Raw genomic sequence first — 20,708 nt, forward strand, 5'->3', positions numbered from 1 at the left:
CATAGAGCAGGCACGAATTTTGACGGCCTGAACTGGGATAGGTTGGGCCGAATCGGGATGGAATTGGGATGCTTTCGATGAGGAAATACCTCTTTTCGGCAGGGTTCGCGCTGCTGGTGGCGTTCTCGACCACCGCGGTAACGCGGCCAGTTTTCGCCACCGAGATCAAATACGTCGTCAACAATATACCGATCACCACCGGCGACATCCAGCATCGGGCCGCTTTCCTGCGCCTGCAGCACAGAAAGGGCGATGCCGGCCAGGAAATGATCGACCAGACGCTGCGCCTGGCCGAAGCCCGGCGGCTCGGCATCCGCATCAGCGACGAGCAGGTCGATGCCGCTTATCAGCGTTTCGCCACCAGCAACAAGATGCCGCTCAAGCAGCTTGACGGCGCGATGGCGCAATCCGGCGTCACCAAGGAGCATTTCAAGGACTTTATCCGGGCGCAGATGGCCTGGAACCAGGCGCTGACCGCGCGTCACCGTTCTAGCGACGGCGGCGGCGCCATGAGCGAGCAGGACCTCGTCAAGCGCATGCTCGAAAAAGGCGGCAGCAAACCGAGCGCCACAGAGTACATGCTGCAGCAGGTCATCTTCGTGGTGCCGGCGGCCGAGCGCAGCGCGACGCTGGCCAAGCGCAAACGCGAAGCCGACGCTATGCGCGCCCGCTTCAACGGCTGCAACACCACGCGCGAATTCGCCAAGGGCCTGATCGATGTCACCGTTCGCGATCTCGGCCGGGTGCTGGCGCCGCAATTGCCGGCGGACTGGGCCGAGCAGATAAAGGCTACAAAGGTCGGCGGCGCCACCACGACGCGCGAAACCGACCGCGGTGTCGAATTCATCGGCATCTGCTCGTCGCGCGAAGTGTCAGACGACAAAGCCGCGCAGATGGTGTTCCAGAGTGAAGGTTCGAGCGACAAGAACGCCGACGAACTCTCGAAGAAATATGTCGAGGAGTTGCGGAAGAAAGCCCGCATAATCGAGCGCTGAAGTCGACGCGCCGTGGCTGACGCAGAGCTTCCGCTGGCGTTGAGCGTCGGCGATCCGTCCGGCGTGGGGCCGGACATCGCCATCGCTGCTTGGCAGGCCCGCGAAAGCGCTGGCGTTCCGTCATTTTATCTCCTTGCCGATCCGGCACTGATTGCCGCGCGAGCGCACAGGCTCGGCACCGATATCGCGATTGCCGAGACGACGCCGGCGTTAGCGCCGGGGGTGTTTTCGCGCGCGCTGCCGGTGGTGGCGCTTGCTGCCCGTTTCGTCGACAGTCCCGGCCGCCCGGATCCAGCCAACGCCGCCGGCATCATCGAGGCGATCGACCGCGCAGTTGCCGACTGCCTGGCCGGCCGCGCCGCCGCAGTCGTCACCTGCCCCATTGCCAAGAAGCCGCTCTACGACGCCGGCTTTCGCTTTCCCGGCCACACCGAATATCTGGCGCATCTGGCATCGCTTCACACCGGCACCGAAGTGATACCGGTGATGCTGCTTGCCGGACCGGACCTGCGCACCGTGCCGGTCACCATCCACATCGCGCTGGCCGAGGTGCCGAAAGCGCTGACCACGGACCTTATCGTCGCCACCGGCCGCATCACCGCCGCCGACCTTGCGAACCGCTTCGGAATTGCCAAGCCGCGGCTCGCCATTGCCGGCCTCAACCCGCATGCCGGCGAAGGCGGCACCATGGGCACCGAAGACGAGCGGATCGTGCGCCCGGCGGTCGACCGGCTGAGGCAGGAAGGGATCGACGCCTTCGGGCCGTTGCCGGCCGACACGCTGTTTCATGCTCGCGCCCGCGCCGGCTACGACGTGGCGCTCTGTATGTATCACGACCAGGCGCTGATCCCGGCCAAGGCGCTGGCGTTTGACGAGGCGGTCAACGTCACACTCGGCCTGCCCTTCGTCCGCACCTCGCCCGACCACGGCACCGCCTTCGACATCGCCGGCAAGGGCATCGCCCGTGCCGGCAGCCTGATTGCAGCGCTGAAACTCGCTCGCGTTCTTGCCGATACCGGGAAAAGGCCGTAGGCCCTGAGCCCAATCAGCCATATTCGATGGCCTTAACCCGATGAGCCCGCCTGATGAGCCCAGCCCGATGAGCATAGACGGCCTGCCGCCACTGCGCGAGGTGATCGAGCGCCATGGGCTGCAGGCGAAAAAGGCGCTGGGCCAGAATTTTCTGCTCGACCTTAACCTGACAAGCAAGATTGCGCGAACCGCCGGCGACCTGAGCGACGTTACGGTTATCGAGGTCGGTCCCGGTCCGGGCGGGCTGACCCGGGCCCTGCTCCTCAACGGCGCCCGGCGGGTCGTCGCCATCGAGCGCGATGAGCGCTGCCTGGCGGCCTTGGCCGAGATCGCGAACCACTATCCGGGCCGGCTAGAGATCGTAGCCGGCGATGCGCTGAAAGCTGATTTTGCAGCGCTTGCAAAAGGAGTGCCGGGAGGCGGCGGGCCGGCGAAAATCGTTGCCAACTTGCCCTACAATATCGGCACCGAATTGCTGATCCGCTGGCTGACCGTTACCGAGTGGCCGCCCTTCTACACATCGATGACACTGATGTTCCAGCGCGAGGTCGCCGAACGCATTGCAGCCAGCCCCGGCAGCGATGCCTATGGTCGGCTCGGCGTGCTGGCAGGCTGGCGGACGGAGGCGAGGATTGCCTTCGACGTGCCGCCGCAGGCGTTCACGCCGCCACCCAAGGTGACGTCCTCGGTCGTGCATCTGGTGCCGCGCGCCAGCCCCTTGCCGGCAGAGGTGAAACGGCTCAGCCGCGTCACCGAAGCGGCGTTTGGCCAGCGCCGGAAAATGCTGCGGCAGAGCGTGAAAAGCCTCGGCGGCGAGGCGCTGCTTGCCCGTGCCGGCATCGATCCGACCAGGCGCGCCGAGACGCTGAGCGTCGAGGAGTTCGTTCGCCTGACCAACGCGGTGTGATGTCGGGACGCGTCTGCGTGGAATTTCCGCTCTCACGGCATAGATAGCCGGACAAACCTGCCCGGAGACAAGCAATGGCCGCCTATGTCATTTCCGACGTCACGATCCGCGACGCAGAGGCGATCGAAGCTTATCGCATCCGCGCGGCTGCCCCCATCGCCCAGCACGGCGGGCGCTATCTGGTACGCGGTGGCAAGGTGGAAATGTTGGAAGGCGACTGGTCTCCCGGGCCGCTGATCATCGTCGAATTCCCCGACATGGACACGGCGCGGCGCTGGTATCGCTCGGCCGAATACGCCGCTGCATTGGAGCTGCGCGACGCCGCGCTCAGCCGCAATCTGATCCTGGTCGAGGGGATAGCGCGTTGATCAATCCGTCTTCTCGTCGAGCAGCCCCGAGACGAAATCGAACAGGCCGGGCCGGCGATCGCGTCTGAGCCGTTCGGCGGTGACGATGCCGCGCACCTCGGCGAAAGCGCGGTCGAGATCGTCGTTGACGATGACGAAATCATATTCCTTCCAGTGCTCGATCTCGTTGCGGGCGTTCTTGAGCCGCGTCTCGATCACTGCTTCCTGGTCCTCGGCGCGACGCTTCAGCCGCGCCTTCAATTCCTTCATCGATGGCGGCAGGATGAATATCGAGACGATGTCGGCGCGCATCTTCTCCTTGAGCTGCTGAGCGCCTTGCCAGTCGATGTCGAACAGCATGTCGCGGCCTTCGGCCAGCGCCTGTTCAGCCGGCTCGCGCGGCGTCGCGTAGCAATTGCCGTGCACCTCCGCCCATTCGAGCAGCGCATCGGAATCGCGCAGCCGCTCGAACTCGCGCATGGTACGGAAGTGGTAATGGACGCCCTCGATCTCGCTGCCGCGGCGTGGCCGCGTGGTGACCGAGACCGACAATTCCAGGCTGGAATCGCTCTCCAGCAGATTGCGCGCAATCGTCGACTTGCCGGCGCCTGACGGCGACGACAAGACCAGCATCAGCCCGCGGCGCCGAATGCGGGAACCCACATCCCTAGCGGTCATGGGGCTTGGCAGTCATGTGGCTTGGCATCGGGATCATTCCAGATTCTGGACCTGTTCGCGAAACTGGTCGACGACCGCCTTCAGTTCCAGCCCGATGGCGGTGACCGCGGCAGCATTCGACTTGGAACACAGCGTATTCGATTCGCGGTTGAATTCCTGTGCCAGGAAATCGAGCTTGCGGCCGATGGCGCCGCCGCCGCCGAGCAGCGCCCGGCCTGACGCCACATGTGTCTTCAGCCGGTCGATCTCCTCGCGTATGTCGGCCTTGGTGGCCAGGAACGCCGCTTCCATATGCAGCCGGCTGGCGTCCAGGTTGGCAGACGCGTCCATCAACAGGCGGATCTGCTCGGCGAGCCTTTCGCGGATCGTGGCCGGTTCGCGTGATGGATCGGCCTCGGCCCGCAGCGTCAGCGCCTCGATGGCATCGATATGGCCGGACAGCAGGGAACGAAGTGCCGCACCTTCGCCCTGGCGCGCCTGGTGCAGCCCGTTCAGTGCTGCTTCCAGCGCCGACAGTATTGCGGTATCGAGCGCACTGCGCGCCTCTTCGGTTTCGATGGTTTCGGGAATGTCGAGGACGCCGCGCAGCGCAAGCAGGCCGTCGGCCGCCGCAGGGGCTACTCCGAACTGCTCCTGCAGCCGCTTGGCCAAGCCCGCCAGATCCTTCAGGAAAGCCTCGTTGACCACGGGTTGCGCTTGCGCGCCGGCGGCGCGGCCAATGGTCAGCGTCATCTGGAAATTGCCGCGCGCAAAACGCTTCTGCACCGTCTGCCGGACGGCCGGCTCCAACCGGTCGAAACCTTGCGGCAGCCGCAGCCTGACCTCGACGCTTTTGCCGTTGACGGACTTGGCTTCCCAGGCAATCGAAGTGCCGTCGTGTTCGGCGACACTGCGCGCAAAACCGGTCATGCTCTGCAAGTTCATGTAGCCGTGCGTCCCTTTGCCGAATGCCCCTCAAGCCGGAGCGATTTTCTCCGGACAGGACCATGTGAATTTCAATGCCATGGCAGCCCTTGCACATCCACCCGGATATGCACAGGGCCAAACTGATGGCGTCCGGCCCTACTGGGCGGCGGTGGGGCCTGCATCGTCAACGATGGCTCCCGCCGGCGTGTCGGCTCCGGTATTGGTTGCTCCGGCCTTGGCGGCGTCCTGCGCCTGCTTTTTCAGCAGTGCCCGGTAGCGAGCGACATTCTCGTTATGCTCATCGAGCGTCGAGGCAAAGACGTGCCCGCCGCTGCCGTCGGCGACGAAGTAGAGATCGCTGGTCTTCGACGGATTGGCGACAGCCTCCAGCGCCGCACGGCCGGGATTGGCGATCGGCGTCGGCGGTAACCCGTTGATCAGATAGGTGTTGTAGGGCGTCGGCTTCTGGATGTCCGACTGATAGATCGGGCGGTCGATGGGTTTGCCCTTGCCGCCGAACAGGCCGTAGATGATGGTCGGGTCCGACTGCAGCCGCATACCCTTGGCCAGCCGGTTGAGGAAGACGGCGGCTACGCGCGAGCGTTCATCGCCCTTGCCGGTCTCCTTCTCGACGATAGAGGCCAGGGTGACAAAATCCTCAACGTTGGCGATCGGCAGATCCGGCGCTCGGCGTTGCCAGACCTCGTCGACCAGCTTCTTCTGGTCGGCCAGAAGCTTGTCGACCATCTGCTGGCGTGTTGCGCCGCGGGTGAAACGCAGCGTGTCGGTGGCGAGGCTGCCCTCAGGTGGAGTGGTCGACGGCATATCGCCGGTCAGCGCGTCCTGCTCGGCGATCCGTTGCAGCGCCTGCTCGACCGTCAGCCCCTCGGGGATGGTCAGCGAATACATCACCGACTTGCCGCTCTTCAGCAGTTCCATGATATCGTGCATCGACGCCTGCGGCTTGATCTCGTATTCGCCGGCCTTCAGGGCGGAATCATTGCCGAAGGCGCGCACGCCAAGGCGGAAAATGCGGGCGTCGCTGATCAGCCCTCGCCGCTCAAGCTGGTCGGCGATCTCCTGGACGCCGCTATTCGGCTTGACCAGGAAAGTGTCGCCATTGGCCGACGGGCCGGGCTCGTTGAACTCCTGCTTGCCGAAATACAGCGCAACGCCTGCCGCCAGCACCATCAGCATCACCGAAGAGATGACGAAGTTCATGAACACGACGAACTGGCTGCGCGAGGCACGCGAGCGCTTCGGCGGCGGCGTGCCGGCCTCGGGCCGCAACGCCTCGCTGGCCGTCTTCGGCACGATCGGGCCGGGCGTGGGCGTTGCTGGCCGTTGCCCGAATTCCCCGTTATCGGCCGGATTTGTGTTCATAGCGCCCTACCATTTGATCTTGCGACGAATCCCCTCGGGCAGAGTAGGGGCGAATATGGCAAAATTGACGGCAGACGGAAACCGGCAGAGCGGTCAGCCATTGTAGCGCTGGAAGACGAGCGAGGCGTTGGTGCCACCGAAGCCGAAGGAGTTGGACAGCGCCACGTCTATCTGCCGGGCCCGCGGCTTGTGCGGCACCAGGTCGATCGCCGGTTCGCGCTCCGGATTGTCAAGATTGATGGTCGGCGGCGCGATGTTGTCGCGAATGGCGAGGATCGAAAAGATCGCCTCGGCAGCACCAGCCGCGCCCAGCAGGTGGCCAATCGACGATTTGGTCGACGACATCGATATCTTCGAGGCGGCGTTGCCGACCAGCCGCTCGACGGCGCCGAGTTCGATCGTATCGGCCATGGTCGAGGTGCCGTGCGCGTTGATGTAGTCGACATCGGCCGGCGTCAGCTTCGCCCGGTTCAGCGCCGCGGTCATGCAACGGAAAGCGCCGTCGCCGTCCTCGGCAGGCGCGGTGATGTGATAGGCGTCGCCGGTCAGACCGTAGCCGGTGACCTCGGCATAGATCTTGGCGCCGCGGGCCTTGGCGTGTTCGAGCTCCTCGAGCACGACAACACCGGCGCCCTCGCCCATGACGAAGCCGTCGCGATCGCGATCATAGGGGCGTGAGGCCGTTTGTGGCGCATCGTTGCGCTCGGTGGAGAGCGCGCGGCAAGCGGCGAACCCGGCGACCGACAGTCTCGTCACCGGCGCTTCGGCGCCGCCTGCGACCATAACGTCGGCATCGCCCCAGATGATCAGCCGGGCGGCATCGCCGATGGCGTGCGCACCGGTCGAGCAAGCGGTGACGACGGCATGGTTGGGGCCTTTCAGCCCATGCCGGATCGAGACCTGACCGGAGACGAGGTTGATGATCTGGCCAGGGATGAAGAATGGGCTGATGCGGCGCGGACCGCGTTCCTTGAGGATCATCGCATTCTCGGCGATGCCTTCGATGCCGCCGATGCCCGAACCGATCAGCACGCCGGTGGCGCACTGTTCCTCATGCGTCTTCGGCTGCCAGCCGGAATCCTTGAGTGCCTCGTCGGCGGCCGCGATCCCGTACAGAATGAAGTCGCCGATCTTGCGCAGTTCCTTCGGCTCGAGAACGGCTTCAGGATTGAAAGTGGCATTGGAGCCGTCACCGCGCGGAATGACGTGGGCGACCTTGCAGGCAAGATCTTCCACCTCGAATTCGGTGATGCGCTTGGCTGCGCTGCGGCCGGTCAGAAGCTCCTTCCAGCTGTGCTCGAAGCCCATGCCGAACGGCGAAAGCAGCCCAAGGCCCGTGACGACGACACGCCTCATCGCAGGTCCTCCCCGGTGATGACTGCAAATAGCGTCAGGCGGAGGCCTTGTCGATGTATTTCACCGCATCGCCAACAGTCAGGATGGTCTCGGCGGCGTCGTCCGGGATTTCGACACCGAACTCTTCTTCGAACGCCATGACAAGTTCGACCGTGTCGAGGCTGTCCGCGCCCAGATCATCGATGAAGCTCGCCTGCTCCGTCACCTTGTCGGCATCGACGCCAAGGTGCTCGATGACGATCTTCTTGACGCGCTCTGCGGTGTCACTCATTTGGGCATCCTCGTCTTTTGGTTGTCTGTCTTCGTTAGCGGGCAGAATGCCGCTAATCAAGCTGAAAGATGGTCCTGCCGGAAACGCAGCGGAACAGGACCGGTTTTTGCCCGAACCGCCGGGTTGCGGGCGGCATTACACGAAAAATCCCGTGCATCCAAGACGGAATGAAGCGTTTTCCCAAGTGTTAGATCATTGCCATGCCGCCATTCACATGAATGGTCTGGCCGGTGACGTAGGCTGCCTCGTTGGAAGCGAGGTAGGCGACGGCTGAGGCGACTTCGGCGCCCGTGCCCATGCGCCGGGTCGGGATCGCCGCCATGATCGCCTCTTTCTGCTTGTCGTTGAGCTTGGCGGTCATCGCCGATTCGATGAAGCCCGGGGCGACGCAGTTGACGGTGATATTGCGGGTGGCGATCTCCTGCGCCAGCGATTTGGAAAAGCCGATCATACCGGCTTTGGAGGCGCAATAGTTGGTCTGGCCGGGATTACCCATGACGCCAACCACTGAAGTGATGTTGATGATGCGGCCATGGCGGCGCCGCATCATCGGATGGGTAAGCTCGCGGGTCAGCCGGAACACGGCGGTCAGGTTGACCTCGAGCACGCTATCCCAGTCGGCGTCAGCCATGCGCACGAACAACCCGTCCTTGGTGATGCCGGCATTGTTGACGAGGATGTCGACGCCTTCGAGGTCAGCTTCCGCCTTCTGGCCGAGCGCCTTGACGTCGTCGCGGTTGGAAAGATTGGCCGGGAAAAGCTTGACCCGGTCGCCCAGTTCGGCGGCCAGCGCCTCCAATTTCTCGATACGTGTGCCATGCAGGCCGACGATGGCGCCCTGGCCGTGCAGCACGCGGGCGATCGCCTCGCCGATACCTCCCGATGCGCCGGTGACGAGCGCCTTGCGGCCGGTCAATTCGAACATGCTTTATCCTCTTCCCAAATCGTACTGGCCAATCATACGGGCCGGTGAGTTCGGCTATCTGTAAACGTTGCCGCGGTGGCCTATGGTTACCACCAGAATGACGAGCCGGTTATCCTGCACATCGCAAATGATGCGATATTCCCCGACGCGATATCTCCAAAAGGTTGCGAGCGGGCCCTTCAGCGGTTTGCCGAGTTCACGCGGGTTGTCGAGAACGGCAATGCGGTTTTCAATAAAATCACGGATACGGTGACGTGTCTGCGGATCCAGTTTTTCGACAAATTTTCGCGCCGAGTGGGCGTATTCAAGCGTCCAGGCCACGCCAGAAGTCCTCGGCTCTCATGACGTCTTCTTCACCACGCCTGATCCGCTCAACGACTTCGGCAGCCAGGTAGTAATCCTCCAAGTCCTCCAGACCACGTTCAATGAGCTCGCGCAGATAGTAGGCCTTGCTGCGACCAGTCTTGGCCGCGAGAAAATCCAGGCGCTGCTCGACTTCAGGAGAAAGGCGGATCGATGTGGGCATGCCGCACCTTGTTGCGATACATGTATTCATGTAGCGGCAAGCACTGATGAATTCAAGCTACGTGGTCACCCAAGGCGGCAAGTGCCGTCTCGACCTCCGCCGCCGATCCGATGCTGCTGGTGGCAATGTCGCGGTTGATGCGGCGGGCCAGCCCCGACAGCACCTTGCCGGCGCCCACTTCGTAAAGCGTCACAACGCCGTTGCTGCCGAACCACTCCACCGTTTCGCGCCAGCGCACGCGCCCGATCACCTGTTCGACGAGTCGGCGGGCGATCTCGTCGGGATCGCTCGTCGGGGTCACCGTAACATTGGAGACCAGCGGCACGACCGGCGCACTCTTCGTCACGGCGGCCAGCGCCTCCCGCATGATCTCGGCCGCAGGCTTCATCAATGCCGAATGGAAGGGCGCCGAGACCTGCAGCATCAGCGCCCGCTTGGCGCCCTTCTCCGTGCATAGCCTCGCCGCCAGTTCGACCGCTGGCCTGGCGCCGGAGATCACCAGCTGGCCGCCGCCATTGTCATTGGCGATCTGGCAAACCAAGGCTTGTGCGGGATCTTTGGCGGCGCCCTGGGCGGCCTCTGCGCAAGCGGCTTCGACGTCGGCCTGTTCCAGCCCGATGATCGCCGCCATGGCGCCCTCGCCGGCCGGCACAGCCGCCTGCATGGCATTGCCGCGGATGCGCAACAGCCGGGCGGCGTCGGCGACCGAAACGAAACCTGCGGCCGCAAGTGCCGAATATTCGCCGAGCGAGTGGCCGGCGACATAGGTGACCTTGCCGTTCAGGGAGAAGCCGCGCGCCTCCAGCGCCCGGATTGCGGCAAGCGACACCGCCATCAGCGCCGGCTGGGCGTTGGCGGTCAGCGTCAGCGTCTCTTCCGGGCCTTCCCAGATCAGCTTCGATAGGTTTTCGCCGAGCGCGTCGTCAACTTCCTCGAAGATCCGCCGCGATTCCACAAAGGTATCGGCGAGGTCCTTGCCCATGCCGACAGCCTGGCTGCCCTGCCCCGGAAAGGTGAATGCGATGGCCATCGGCGGCTCCCAGCTGCTGGTTCACGTTGCCTGTGACGCAAGGCGTGCGGCCAAGTCAAGTCCAACCTTGATCGCGTAATATCGGCCGAGTGCCTGTTTCGGCAGGCTTTTTGGCGATCACTCATGATGAAAACCGCTCACGATTTGTTTGCTGGCTCTTCTTATTTCCGCCACAGGCGCTAGGCTTTGCGTGACAGTTCGATGACAATCGAGTGACGCTTTTGTTGCGGGCCGGGGAACTATTGAAGTGGCAAAGACCAAGCAGAGCGCAGCCGAGGCGGCGCCCCAGTTTCTTGAAGGCGATCCGTCGACCGGCTATCTGCCGGCGCGCAAATGGCCTGTCATCCGCTATGGCCTTATCAGCTTGCTGGCTGCGGCCATCCTTGTGTTTGCCATCGAACTGATCGTGCGCGGCAACTTTGCCGGCACCATTGATTTCTTTCTGCAGCCTTTCAAACCCGGCTGGACCACGATCATCATTTTTGCGCTGATCCTCATCGGCCTCGACGCCGTGCTCGGCCGCAGTCATCAGAGCCTGATGATCGTCGCGCCGCTGACATTGTCGCTGGCGTTCGTCGGCCACCAGAAGTCGCTGTATCTCGGCGATCCGCTCTATCCGACCGATTTCCTTTATTCCCGGCAGATCGTGGCACTGATGCCGCTTCTGGTACGCGATCGCCCGGGAACCGCCATTGCCCTGGCGATCGGCATCGTCGGCGGGCTGTCGCTGCTCGTCTATGGCTGGCGGCTATGGCGCCGCCGCGTTCCGGCGCTCAGCCACAAGGGCCGCCTTGCCCGGCTGACGCTGACAGTACCGCTGATCGCCTTCTTCGTTTCCATCATGGACTATGCCACTTTCTCGTGGACGCGCGACCGGCTGCAGATCATCCCGATCATGTGGGACCAGAAGGAAAACTATGCCTCGAACGGTTTTGCGCTCGCCTTCGCGCTTAACGTTCCGATGGCGCATGTCTCGGCGCCGCCCGGCTATTCCGACAAGGCGATCGAAGCGATCGGCAAACCGCAGGTGACCGCCTCGGTACCTGCCGAGAAGCCCGACATCATCGTCGTCATGAGCGAATCCTTCTGGGATCCGACCAAGCTACCCGGCGTCACCATCACACCCGACCCTATCCCCAATGTGCGGGCACTGCGCACGGGTTACATGTTCTCGCCCGAGTTCGGCGGCATGACGGCCAACATCGAGTTCGAGGCCCTGACCGGCTTTTCCAACGCCTTCCTGCCGGCGGGCAGCATTCCCTACCAGCAATATGTGCGGACACCGACTCCCTCGCTGGCGACCTTCCTGAAAAGTCAGGGCTACCGGGCGCGCGCCATCCATCCCGGCACTAACTGGTTCTGGAACCGGGGGGCCGTCTATGCCGATTTCGGCTTCAACGACTTCAAGTCCGAGGAGACGTTGCCGCCCATGCAGAAGCGCGGACCGCTCGCGTCGGACGCTGCGATGACCGACGAGATCATCCACGAAGCCGATACCAGCGCCGAGCCGGTGTTCTTTTTCGCCGTCAGCCTGCAGAACCACGGGCCGTATGAGCCGTATCGCTATAACAATCCGACCCACAAGGTGCAGGCGCCGATCAGCCAATGGGCGCGTGAATCGCTGTTGAGCTATGCCGAAGGCTCTTCCGACGCGGACCGCGGCCTCGAGCGGCTGATCGAATGGGCGAAGAAACGCGAGCGGCCGACCGTCATCGCGTTCTTCGGCGACCATCTGCCGCCGCTTGGGCCGGTCTACGTCGAGACCGGCTTCCTGAAGGACAATGTTGCGCCGCGCAAGGAGGCGGCCGACCAGATGCTGCTGCACCACCAGACGCCGCTGATCGTCTGGTCGAATCGCAGCGGCCCGACCGAGGATCTGGGCGCCGTCAGCCCGTCCTTCCTGCCCTACCATATCCTGAAGACAGCCGGCATCAGCCATCCCTATTACACCGGCTTCCTCGGACAGTTGCGAGAGCGCTACCGCGTTATCGACCGCAATTTGCTTTTGGCACCGGGGGGCGACGCCACCCCCGATTGGTCGCGTCAGAAAGAGATCGATCCGGCAATCCGCGACTTCCGTCTGCTGCAATACGACATGATGTTCGGCAAGCGCCATGCGGCGCCCGATTTCTTCCCCGAAACCACGGGCAAAGTGGCTGCACACACGAGTTGAGCAGCGGCGGCGGGAGAGCGGCCGACGTCGTTCAGTTCGTCAAGTGCAGCTGCGAAATCGAGCTTCCGATTTTCAGGAAGACGCTTTCGAGCTGACTGACGTCGTTGGTCGGGTAATAATCCGACGGCGACGATGCGCAGGCCTCGTAGAGCTTGCGGTTGGCTGCGGTGTCGGCCTGCAGCAGCACTGTGAAGATCTGCACGTCCTGCTTCTTCAATGTGTTGCATACATTGGTTGTCCAATCGTCGACATTGCGCGCAGCCGCGGTCTGGTCGCTGGATCCAAACCGACCCGAGGCCAGGAATCCGTAGGAGCCATAGTCCGACTTCTGTGGCGTATCCTTCGCGCCATAGACAACATTCTCGCCGTCGGTGAGCAGCAGCACCGTTTTGGTCGTGCCTGACGCCCTGAACGGCGCGCCGTCGCTGTAAGGCGGTTCCGGCGAGAGCACCCGCATCCCCCATGACAAGCCTTCCGAAACATTGGTCCCCGAGCCGTTCCATTCGATCATCTCACCGACGGCCTTCCGCAATTTGTCGAAATCATCGGTCAGCGGCACTATCGGCGTCGGACAGGCCCGGTTTGGGCCGATAGTCAGTGGGCCTCTCTTGTCGTTGATCAGCTTCATCGTCGAAACACTGTACTTCGCCATGTCGCTGGTGAGGCCGGGAAGCAGGGTGACGACGGTATCGTCGAGATAGGAATTGTTGTAGCCGGTCGCTGAATTGCCGTAGGAGCTGTTTGGATTTCTAGCGTTACCTGGATCGTCCGGCGCGAAATAAGGTACGAACAGGGTGTCCGGTTTGTTTTGGTCGGGCGAAATGTCGGAAACATTGTTGGTTCCTGGCCGCGCTTCGACGCAGCCTCTCCATTCGACGCCCAATTGCTTGAACAGATCCATATGGTTGACGCGCTTGCCGCCGACCGAGGGGAAATTGGCGCCGTTGTTCGGCGATTTGCCGGCCATGTCGATCCAGGCCGGATCGTAGTCCTCGCCCTTGACGTTGACGGCGGTGACGAACGGCACCACCGCGACACGTACGCTGCGCGTCGGCGACTTCGCCGCTTCGAGCATATCGATCAGGGCCGTCGCCGCCGCCCGCAATGCGCCGATGCGATCGTTGCTGGCCATCGACCCGGTATTGTCGAGCACCAGCACGACTTCGAGCTGATTGGTCGATTCGACGGCGCCGGCATCGACGGTGATGCGCTTGTCGTTGCCGAACAGGAAGGCGAAGTTCAAATTGACGTCCGCCGTGGCGACAGCCTTGGTCTGGATGTAATTGAGGCCCCTTTCCACGGTAAGCGTCGCTTCGGCGTTCCTCAACTCGCTGTGGCCGGCGACATTGGTCTGGAAGTAGCGGTCGAAGACGTCCTTGCGCGAAGCCTCGATGTCGCCGAGATGCGAAGATGCAAGGTTCGCGGCATCGAGTGCATTCTGCAAGCTGACCTTGGCCCTCATCAAGGTGGACACGTCCACGGCAAAGGCGACGGCGGTCAGAACCGCAGGCAGCCCGAACGCCAGCATCAGGGCAAAGTTGCCGCTCTTCGAACGGCAGAATTTGTCGAAAAGCATTTTTGTCCCCAAACCGCCTTGGTGCCGAACTCGCGCAGACTGTTTGCTTTTGCATCTGCATGATGAACGACGGGTTGCCGCCACGCCCGCCGGTGCTGGAACTTCGCATGGTGGTTAAGGTCCGGTTTCAGGAGATCCGTAAGCCTTGCCGTCGAGACCCGTGGCGCTCTGGGACGGTAGGGCCGTTTGCTCCGTCGTTTGGCCTTGCTTTGCGGTCAAATTCCTGTATAGACGCCCGCAATCTGCCGGTCCTTGCTGGGGGCTGAACGGAGGGCCGGAGGTTTTTCGAAACCTTCGCGTGAAGCCAGAAGCGCTTCCGCCTCCCGTGTCTCCGCTCTCGACCGTCTCGTCATGCTCCTTTCTTCCCCGCCTTCGCAAGGATTGCGGGTCAGAGAAGTTGCAGAGGCTTTTGCCGCCGGGAACCGGGAGAGAAACGAAGAAAGGCACGAACACTATGGCTCTATACGAACATGTGTTTCTTGCTCGGCAGGACCTCTCGCAGCAGCAGGTCGATGCGCTTGTCGAACAGTACAAGGGCGTCATCACCGCGAATGGCGGGTCCGTCGGCCGGGTCGAGAACTGGGGACTGAAGTCCCTCACCTACCGGGTCAACAAGAACCGGAAGGCATATTATACACTCATGGACATCACCTGCCCGCCGGCCGCGCTCAACGAGATGGAGCGCCAGATGGGCCTGTCCGAGGACGTGCTGCGTTTCCTGACCATCAAGGTCGATGCGCATGAGGAAGGTCCGTCGGCAATGATGCAGAAGCGCGAAGAGCGCTCGGAACGCGGCGGCTTCGGCGACCGCGACCGTGGCGATCGTGGCCCGCGCTCATTCGGCGACCGCGATCGCGGTGACCGTGGTGATCGTCCGCCGCGCAGCTTCGGGGATGGCGGTGCCGATCGTGGCCCGCGCCGTCCGCGCGAAGGCTTTGAAGGAGCCGCAGAATAATGGTCGACATCAACCAGATCCCAACCCGGCGCCCCTTCCACCGTCGCCGCAAGACCTGCCCGTTCTCCGGCGCCAATGCGCCGAAGATCGACTACAAGGACGTGCGGCTTCTGCAGCGCTACATCTCCGAGCGCGGCAAGATCGTTCCATCGCGTATCACCGCCGTCAGCCAGAAGAAGCAGCGCGAGCTCGCCAAGGCGATCAAGCGCGCCCGCTTCCTCGGCCTGCTGCCCTACGTAGTCCGCTAACACTGATTAGTTGACCATGATCTTATCCGAAAATCGGTTTCCACTTTTCGGGATCATGGTCTAGCCAGCGGGCGGTTCGCCGCCCGCTTTTCACCGGCCACGACGGGCGTAGCCGGATCGAACACCAAATCCCGGGTTGGATTTCGACAAGAGATCCTAACTGCCGCGACAGGCAGGACAGCGACACAGGCGGCGACGCCCCAGCTTCCTGACCTGTTCCAGACAACTCGGCGCCGATCCTGAGGATAGCGCCCAAGCGAAGGAACAAAACCATGGAAGTCATTCTTCTCGAACGCGTTTCCCGCCTCGGCCAGATGGGCGATACCGTCAAGGTCAAGGACGGGTTCGCCCGCAATTTCCTGCTGCCGCAAGGCAAGGCGCTGCGCGCCAACGAAGCTAACAAGAAGAAGTTCGAGGGGCAGCGGGCCCAGCTCGAAGCCCGCAACCTGGAGCGCAAGTCCGAAGCCGCGCAGATTGCAGAAAAGCTCGACGGCAAGAGCTTCATCGCCGTGCGCTCGGCCGGCGAAACCGGTCAGCTTTATGGTTCGGTCTCGACGCGCGACATCGCCGAGCTGGTGACGGCGGAAGGTTTTTCGGTCAACCGCAACCAGATCCTGCTCAACCAGCCAATCAAGACCATCGGCGTCACCAATGTGGCGATCGCGCTGCACCCGGAAGTCGAGGTTACCATCACGCTCAACATTGCCCGCACGGCCGACGAAGCCGAGCGCCAGGCCAAGGGCGAAACACTGACCACCGCCGAAGCCATCTACGGCGAGGACATCAACGATAATGCGCGGCCGGAAAACTTCTTCGATCCGAATGCGGAGTTCGAAGGCGGCGAAGACAACGGCTGATCGTCATTCGTCGGCATTCGCCGGCTAATCGCTATTCTGGACCAATGCCCGGGCCTCGTACCCGGGCATTTTTATGCCAAATGGAACTTTTCGAACCCCTATATCTTGATGCAGAATAGGACAGCATGTCTGGCCGAGAGGGGACAATTGGTCATGAATATTCTGCTGAAACGCGTTCTCGACCGCCTGGTCCGCACAGGCAATCTCAAGGTGACAGGGCCGCAAGGCTCGATGGTGACTTTCGGTGACGGCAGCGGCGAGCCGGTGCACATGCACATCAAGACAAGGCATGCCGAGCGCGCAATAACCTTCGATCCGATGCTGGCGGTGCCGGAAGCCTACATGGACGGTGAACTCGACATTCTTGAGGGCGGCGTGCTGGGAGTGATGCGGATTGCCTTCCAGAACATGGGCAGCGGCGGTATCGATGCCACCTGGTCGAAGGCGATCGAAGGTCTGCGCCACGCCTTCCGGCGCCTGCAGCAGATCAACACGGCGTCGCGGGCGCGCCGCAACGTGCAGCGCCATTACGATCTGTCGGGCGACCTCTACCGCCTCTTCCTCGATGAGGACATGCAATATTCCTGCGCCTATTTCGAGCAGCCGGACATGACGCTCGATGAGGCACAAGCGGCCAAGAAGCGCCATATCGCCGCCAAGCTCAGGCTGAAGGCCGGCCAGACGGTTCTTGATATCGGCTCCGGCTGGGGTGGGCTTGGGCTCTATCTAGCCAAGGCGTTCGACGTCGACGTACAGGGGGTGACGCTGTCGACCGAGCAGCACGGCGTCGCCACCGACCGCGCCCATGCGCAAGGCCTGCAAAACCGGGTGCATTTCGACATCAAGGACTATCGCGAACTCAATGAACGTTTCGACCGCATCGTCTCCGTCGGCATGTTCGAGCATGTCGGGGTCAATCATTTCCGCACCTTCTTCGACAAGTCGGCGACGCTGCTGAAGCCGGACGGCGTCATGCTGCTGCACACGATCGGCCGCTCCGGCGTGCCGTGGGCAACCAGCGCCTTCATCCGCAAGTACATCTTCCCGGGCGGCTACATCCCGTCGCTATCCGAAGTGATGCCGGCCATCGAAAAATCGGGGCTCGTCGTCACCGACATCGAGGTTCTGCGGCTGCATTATGCCGAGACGCTGAAGCATTGGGGCGAGCGCTTCGCGGCCAACCGCGACAAGGCCAGGGCGATTTATGACGAGCGCTTCTGCCGCATGTGGGAGTTCTATCTTGCCGCCTCGGAAGCTGCCTTCCGCTGGCAGGATCTGGTGATCTTCCAGATCCAGATTGCCAAGAAGAACGACACGCTGCCGATGACGCGCGACTACATGGCCAGTTGCGAGAAGGCGCTGGAGATGCGCGATCTTGGACGTCGCGAAAAGGCTCCGGTGGCCAAGCCCACTCGCCGCCGCAAGGTGGCGGATCCGGAGTAGACTGCCGGCATCACGCCATCGCCACTTGCCATTGCCGGCCGGCACGCTGAAAAGGGTCCCGTCAAACGCGGGATCTTTTTTCATGACCTACCTCCTCTACGTCGCCGCCGCACTTGCCGAGATCGCGGGCTGCTTTTCGTTCTGGGCATGGTGGCGGCTGGACAAGTCGCCGCTGTGGTTGGCGCCCGGTCTCGTCTCGCTCGTGCTATTCGCGTGGCTGCTGGCGCTGGTCGACACCAGCGCGGCGGGCCGGGCCTACGCCGCCTATGGCGGCATCTGCATTGCCGCCTCGCTGGCCTGGCTGTGGCTGGCGGAAGGCGTGCACCCCGACCGCTGGGATCTTGCCGGTGCCGCGATCTGCATCGTTGGCGCCTCGGTCATTCTGCTCGCACCTCGGACTGCCTAAGCGATGGAACTGCCCGTCCCGCTTAGACAAGGCGTCGACCGCCTCCTCGAAAAAGTGCCGTTGCCGATGCTTAAGCAAGCGGCAAAGACGCTGTCGGACCGCTACCGCGCCGAGTTGCGCGACGGTCGCCTGCACATGGCCGAAGACATGGCGGTGAAGGCCTATCTGGCAACGCGGCTACCGGCGACCTATGCGGCCGTTCGCGCCAGCCTCGATGCGGTGGGCGAGTCTCGGCCCGACTATGCTCCGAAGACCTTGCTCGATGTCGGCGCCGGCCCTGGCACGGTGCTTTGGGCCACAATCAATCTCTGGCCGGATCTCGAACAGGCGGTGCTACTCGAGGCCGGCGCCGCGGTACGAAGGGTCGGCGAAGCACTTGCTGCGGATGCGATCACGGCCAGGACCGCCTGGCGGACCGGCGACATCACCATCGACCTGGTCGATCTGGAGCCGGCCGAGCTGGTGACTTCAGCCTATGTGCTGGATGAGATCGCGCCGGCATCGCTGGCAAAACTCGTCGACCGGCTCTGGCAGCTGACCGCAGACACGCTGCTGGTGGTCGAGCCGGGCACGCCGGCCGGCTGGCAGCGTATTCTTGCCGTGCGGCGGCAGTTGATCGAGGCGGGCGCGCACGTGCTTGCGCCCTGCCCGCATGAGGCGCCCTGCCCGCTCGTTGCCCCCGACTGGTGCCATTTCGCCCGCCGCGTCGCCCGCTCGCGCCTGCACCGTCTGGCCAAGGATGCCGAGGTGCCGTGGGAGGACGAGAAATTCATCTTTGTCGCGGCCTCCCGCCATCCGGCCGCTCCGCCTCGAGCGCGAGTGATCGCACCGCCGAAGTCGGGGTCCGGCAAGGTCTTGCTGAAGCTTTGCGAACAGGAAGGGGGTGCTGCCGAGCGACTGTTCACCAAGCGCGACGGCGAGACGTTCAAGGCCGCGCGGCGACTGGATTGGGGTGATGCCTTGCCGGAATGACCGGCAGCTATTTTCCTGTTTTGTTCTCGCCTGAGAACGGCTAGGCTCGCCATCTTGATTCGAGTCAATCGAGATTCTTTCCACCGAAAGATCCTGGCTGTGAATCGCGGGCATCAAAGTTGGTTGGTTGGGGACTGATGCAGATAAGTCATCACCGCCTTGTCTCGTTCTGATATCGAAAGACGGGGATCAGGACCGGGGACATCATGGCAGAGGCAGCACGAAAATTCGGCGTGGCGGAAACACCGCTCTATCGCGAGGCGCCGAACAATATCGAGGCCGAGCAGGCGCTGCTCGGCGCCATACTGGTCAACAACGATGCCTTCTACCGCGTCTCCGACTTCCTGAAGCCCGGCCATTTCTACGAGCCGCTGCATAGAAAGATCTTCGAGGTCGCGGCCGAGCTCATCCGCATGGGCAAGATCGCGACGCCGATCACGCTGAAGACCTTCCTGCCGGCCGACGAGAAGGTCGGCGACATGACGGTGGCGCAATATGTCGTGCGGTTGGCGGTCGAGGCCGTCACCGTCGTCAACGCCACCGACTATGGCCGCGCCATCTACGATCTGGCGACGCGGCGCGCGCTAATCACTGTCGGCGAGGACATGGTCAACATCGCCTATGACGCGCCGGTCGACATGTCGCCCTCCGACCAGATCGAGGATGCCGAGCGGCGCCTGTTCGAATTGGCCGAAACCGGCCGCTACGATGGCGGCTTCGAGAGCTTCACCGATGCCGTCAAGACCGCCGTCGACATGGCCAATGCGGCTTATATGCGCGACGGGCATTTGTCGGGCGTTGCTACCGGCTTGCGCGATCTCGACCGCCGCATGGGCGGCCTTCAGTCGTCCGACCTGATCATCATTGCCGGCCGCCCCGGCATGGGCAAGACCTCGCTCGCCACCAATATCGCCTTCAACATCGCCGAGGCCTATGTCCCGGCGCAGCAGGCGGACGGCTCGTTCAAGGCGGCCAATGGCGGCGTCGTCGGCTTCTTTTCGCTCGAAATGTCATCCGAACAGCTGGCCACCCGCATTATTTCCGAACAGACGGAAATCCCGTCGTCGAAAATCCGGCGCGGCGAGATCAGCGAGATGGATTTCGAAAAGCTGGTCGCCTGCTCGCAGACAATGCAGAAAATCCCGCTGTTCATCGACCAGACCGGCGGCATTTCCATCGCTCAGCTGTCGGCCCGCGCGCGTCGCCTGAAGCGCCAGCGCGGCCTCGACGTCATCGTTATCGACTATATCCAGCTGATGCAGGGATCGAGCGCGAAATCCTCGCAAAACCGCGTCCAGGAAATCACCGAGATCACCACCGGCCTCAAGGCACTAGCCAAGGAGCTGGCCGTGCCGATCATCGCGCTGTCGCAGCTGTCGCGCCAGGTCGAGAGCCGCGACGACAAGCGCCCGCAGCTTTCGGATCTGCGCGAATCGGGCTCCATCGAGCAGGACGCCGACGTGGTGCTGTTCGTCTACCGCGAGGAATATTATCTGAAGAACCGCGAGCCGAAGCCGGGCACCGACGAATACATCAAATGGGAACACGAGATGAACGAGATGCGCGGCAAGGCCGAGGTCATCGTCGCCAAACAGCGCCACGGCCCAACGGGATCGGTCAGCCTCGCCTTCCAGGGCGAATTCACCCGCTTCTCGGACCTTGCGGAAGAGCATCATTTGCCGGATCGGTTCGAGTAGGCATGCATTGTCGCGGAGCAGCCGA

Annotated in this window: 22 protein-coding genes; 12 read left to right on the forward strand and 10 right to left on the reverse strand. The window is 62.9% G+C overall.

Going from position 1 to position 20,708, the window contains the following annotated elements; genetic code table 11:
• Positions 1–68: 68 nt before the first annotated feature.
• The 4 genes from NKH59_RS08020 to NKH59_RS08035 all read left to right on the forward strand — a co-directional run bounded on the left by NKH59_RS08020 (position 69) and on the right by NKH59_RS08035 (position 3,302).
• Positions 69–995 (forward strand): peptidylprolyl isomerase, encoded by a 927-nt coding sequence (locus tag NKH59_RS08020; RefSeq protein WP_352453231.1) that lies wholly within the window; start codon positions 69–71, stop codon positions 993–995.
• 12 nt (positions 996–1,007) lie between these two features.
• Positions 1,008–2,027, forward strand: coding sequence for a 4-hydroxythreonine-4-phosphate dehydrogenase PdxA (gene pdxA, locus NKH59_RS08025; protein WP_352471098.1), 1,020 nt, complete (start codon positions 1,008–1,010; stop codon positions 2,025–2,027).
• A gap of 67 nt (positions 2,028–2,094) precedes the next feature.
• Positions 2,095–2,934 (forward strand): 16S rRNA (adenine(1518)-N(6)/adenine(1519)-N(6))-dimethyltransferase RsmA, encoded by an 840-nt coding sequence (rsmA, locus tag NKH59_RS08030; RefSeq protein ID WP_352471097.1) that lies wholly within the window; start codon positions 2,095–2,097, stop codon positions 2,932–2,934.
• A gap of 74 nt (positions 2,935–3,008) precedes the next feature.
• Entirely contained in the window at positions 3,009–3,302 is a 294-nt protein-coding gene (locus NKH59_RS08035; protein WP_352471096.1) for a DUF1330 domain-containing protein, read from the forward strand.
• Here NKH59_RS08035 and gmk read toward each other — a convergent pair whose 3' ends face one another.
• The 9 genes from gmk to fabD all read right to left on the reverse strand — a co-directional run bounded on the left by gmk (position 3,303) and on the right by fabD (position 10,356).
• The gene (gene gmk, locus NKH59_RS08040; RefSeq protein WP_023677701.1) at positions 3,303–3,959 is read right to left on the reverse strand and encodes a guanylate kinase; all 657 of its coding nucleotides are present in this window, start codon (positions 3,957–3,959) and stop codon (positions 3,303–3,305) included.
• Between the two features lie 33 nt (positions 3,960–3,992).
• On the reverse strand, positions 3,993–4,883 hold the full coding sequence (locus NKH59_RS08045; RefSeq protein WP_352471095.1) for a YicC/YloC family endoribonuclease: 891 nt from the start codon (positions 4,881–4,883) through the stop codon (positions 3,993–3,995).
• A gap of 138 nt (positions 4,884–5,021) precedes the next feature.
• Positions 5,022–6,248 carry an endolytic transglycosylase MltG gene (gene mltG, locus NKH59_RS08050; protein ID WP_352471094.1) on the reverse strand — a complete coding sequence of 409 codons (1,227 nt, stop codon included), beginning with the start codon at positions 6,246–6,248 and terminating at the stop codon, positions 5,022–5,024.
• A 93-nt stretch (positions 6,249–6,341) separates the two neighbouring features.
• Positions 6,342–7,604, reverse strand: coding sequence for a beta-ketoacyl-ACP synthase II (fabF, locus tag NKH59_RS08055; protein WP_353021456.1), 1,263 nt, complete (start codon positions 7,602–7,604; stop codon positions 6,342–6,344).
• Positions 7,605–7,638: 34 nt separating this feature from the next.
• Positions 7,639–7,875: an acyl carrier protein gene (locus NKH59_RS08060; protein ID WP_006203723.1), complete on the reverse strand. Its 237-nt coding sequence runs from the start codon at positions 7,873–7,875 to the stop codon at positions 7,639–7,641.
• 187 nt (positions 7,876–8,062) lie between these two features.
• Positions 8,063–8,800 (reverse strand): 3-oxoacyl-[acyl-carrier-protein] reductase, encoded by a 738-nt coding sequence (gene fabG / locus NKH59_RS08065; protein ID WP_352471093.1) that lies wholly within the window; start codon positions 8,798–8,800, stop codon positions 8,063–8,065.
• A 54-nt stretch (positions 8,801–8,854) separates the two neighbouring features.
• Complete coding sequence (locus NKH59_RS08070) at positions 8,855–9,121, reverse strand: type II toxin-antitoxin system RelE family toxin (RefSeq protein ID WP_353021458.1); 267 nt, start codon at positions 9,119–9,121, stop codon at positions 8,855–8,857.
• Positions 9,105–9,326 carry a type II toxin-antitoxin system RelB family antitoxin gene (gene relB / locus NKH59_RS08075; protein ID WP_352467166.1) on the reverse strand — a complete coding sequence of 74 codons (222 nt, stop codon included), beginning with the start codon at positions 9,324–9,326 and terminating at the stop codon, positions 9,105–9,107. Before relB ends, NKH59_RS08070 begins: the two co-directional genes overlap by 17 nt.
• A gap of 52 nt (positions 9,327–9,378) precedes the next feature.
• Positions 9,379–10,356 (reverse strand): ACP S-malonyltransferase, encoded by a 978-nt coding sequence (gene fabD, locus NKH59_RS08080; protein ID WP_352471091.1) that lies wholly within the window; start codon positions 10,354–10,356, stop codon positions 9,379–9,381.
• Positions 10,357–10,603: 247 nt separating this feature from the next.
• On the opposite strand from fabD, the gene NKH59_RS08085 reads away from it, so the two are divergent.
• Entirely contained in the window at positions 10,604–12,529 is a 1,926-nt protein-coding gene (locus tag NKH59_RS08085; RefSeq protein ID WP_352471090.1) for an LTA synthase family protein, read from the forward strand.
• Between the two features lie 31 nt (positions 12,530–12,560).
• Here the strand turns inward: NKH59_RS08085 and NKH59_RS08090 are convergent, their stop codons facing one another.
• Positions 12,561–14,105: a pilus assembly protein TadG-related protein gene (locus NKH59_RS08090; protein WP_353021460.1), complete on the reverse strand. Its 1,545-nt coding sequence runs from the start codon at positions 14,103–14,105 to the stop codon at positions 12,561–12,563.
• A 454-nt stretch (positions 14,106–14,559) separates the two neighbouring features.
• On the opposite strand from NKH59_RS08090, the gene rpsF reads away from it, so the two are divergent.
• The 7 genes from rpsF (at position 14,560) to NKH59_RS08125 (ending at position 20,683) form a co-directional block, all read left to right on the forward strand.
• Positions 14,560–15,060 carry a 30S ribosomal protein S6 gene (gene rpsF / locus NKH59_RS08095; RefSeq protein ID WP_292663863.1) on the forward strand — a complete coding sequence of 167 codons (501 nt, stop codon included), beginning with the start codon at positions 14,560–14,562 and terminating at the stop codon, positions 15,058–15,060.
• Positions 15,060–15,308: a 30S ribosomal protein S18 gene (gene rpsR / locus NKH59_RS08100; protein ID WP_006203718.1), complete on the forward strand. Its 249-nt coding sequence runs from the start codon at positions 15,060–15,062 to the stop codon at positions 15,306–15,308. The genes rpsF and rpsR overlap by 1 nt, the downstream gene beginning before the upstream one ends.
• 272 nt (positions 15,309–15,580) lie before the next feature.
• Positions 15,581–16,165 (forward strand): 50S ribosomal protein L9, encoded by a 585-nt coding sequence (gene rplI, locus NKH59_RS08105; RefSeq protein WP_254820243.1) that lies wholly within the window; start codon positions 15,581–15,583, stop codon positions 16,163–16,165.
• Between the two features lie 153 nt (positions 16,166–16,318).
• Positions 16,319–17,608, forward strand: coding sequence for a cyclopropane fatty acid synthase (locus NKH59_RS08110; protein ID WP_352471088.1), 1,290 nt, complete (start codon positions 16,319–16,321; stop codon positions 17,606–17,608).
• An 82-nt stretch (positions 17,609–17,690) separates the two neighbouring features.
• On the forward strand, positions 17,691–18,014 hold the full coding sequence (locus NKH59_RS08115; RefSeq protein ID WP_352771077.1) for a YnfA family protein: 324 nt from the start codon (positions 17,691–17,693) through the stop codon (positions 18,012–18,014).
• A gap of 3 nt (positions 18,015–18,017) precedes the next feature.
• Positions 18,018–18,986: a small ribosomal subunit Rsm22 family protein gene (locus tag NKH59_RS08120; RefSeq protein WP_353021462.1), complete on the forward strand. Its 969-nt coding sequence runs from the start codon at positions 18,018–18,020 to the stop codon at positions 18,984–18,986.
• 206 nt (positions 18,987–19,192) lie between these two features.
• On the forward strand, positions 19,193–20,683 hold the full coding sequence (locus NKH59_RS08125; RefSeq protein ID WP_023677714.1) for a replicative DNA helicase: 1,491 nt from the start codon (positions 19,193–19,195) through the stop codon (positions 20,681–20,683).
• The last annotated feature ends 25 nt before the right edge of the window (positions 20,684–20,708 follow it).

Origin of the sequence: Mesorhizobium sp. M0998 (genome assembly GCF_040318885.1) — a bacterium.
In the GTDB taxonomy this organism is placed as follows: Bacteria; Pseudomonadota; Alphaproteobacteria; order Rhizobiales; family Rhizobiaceae; genus Mesorhizobium.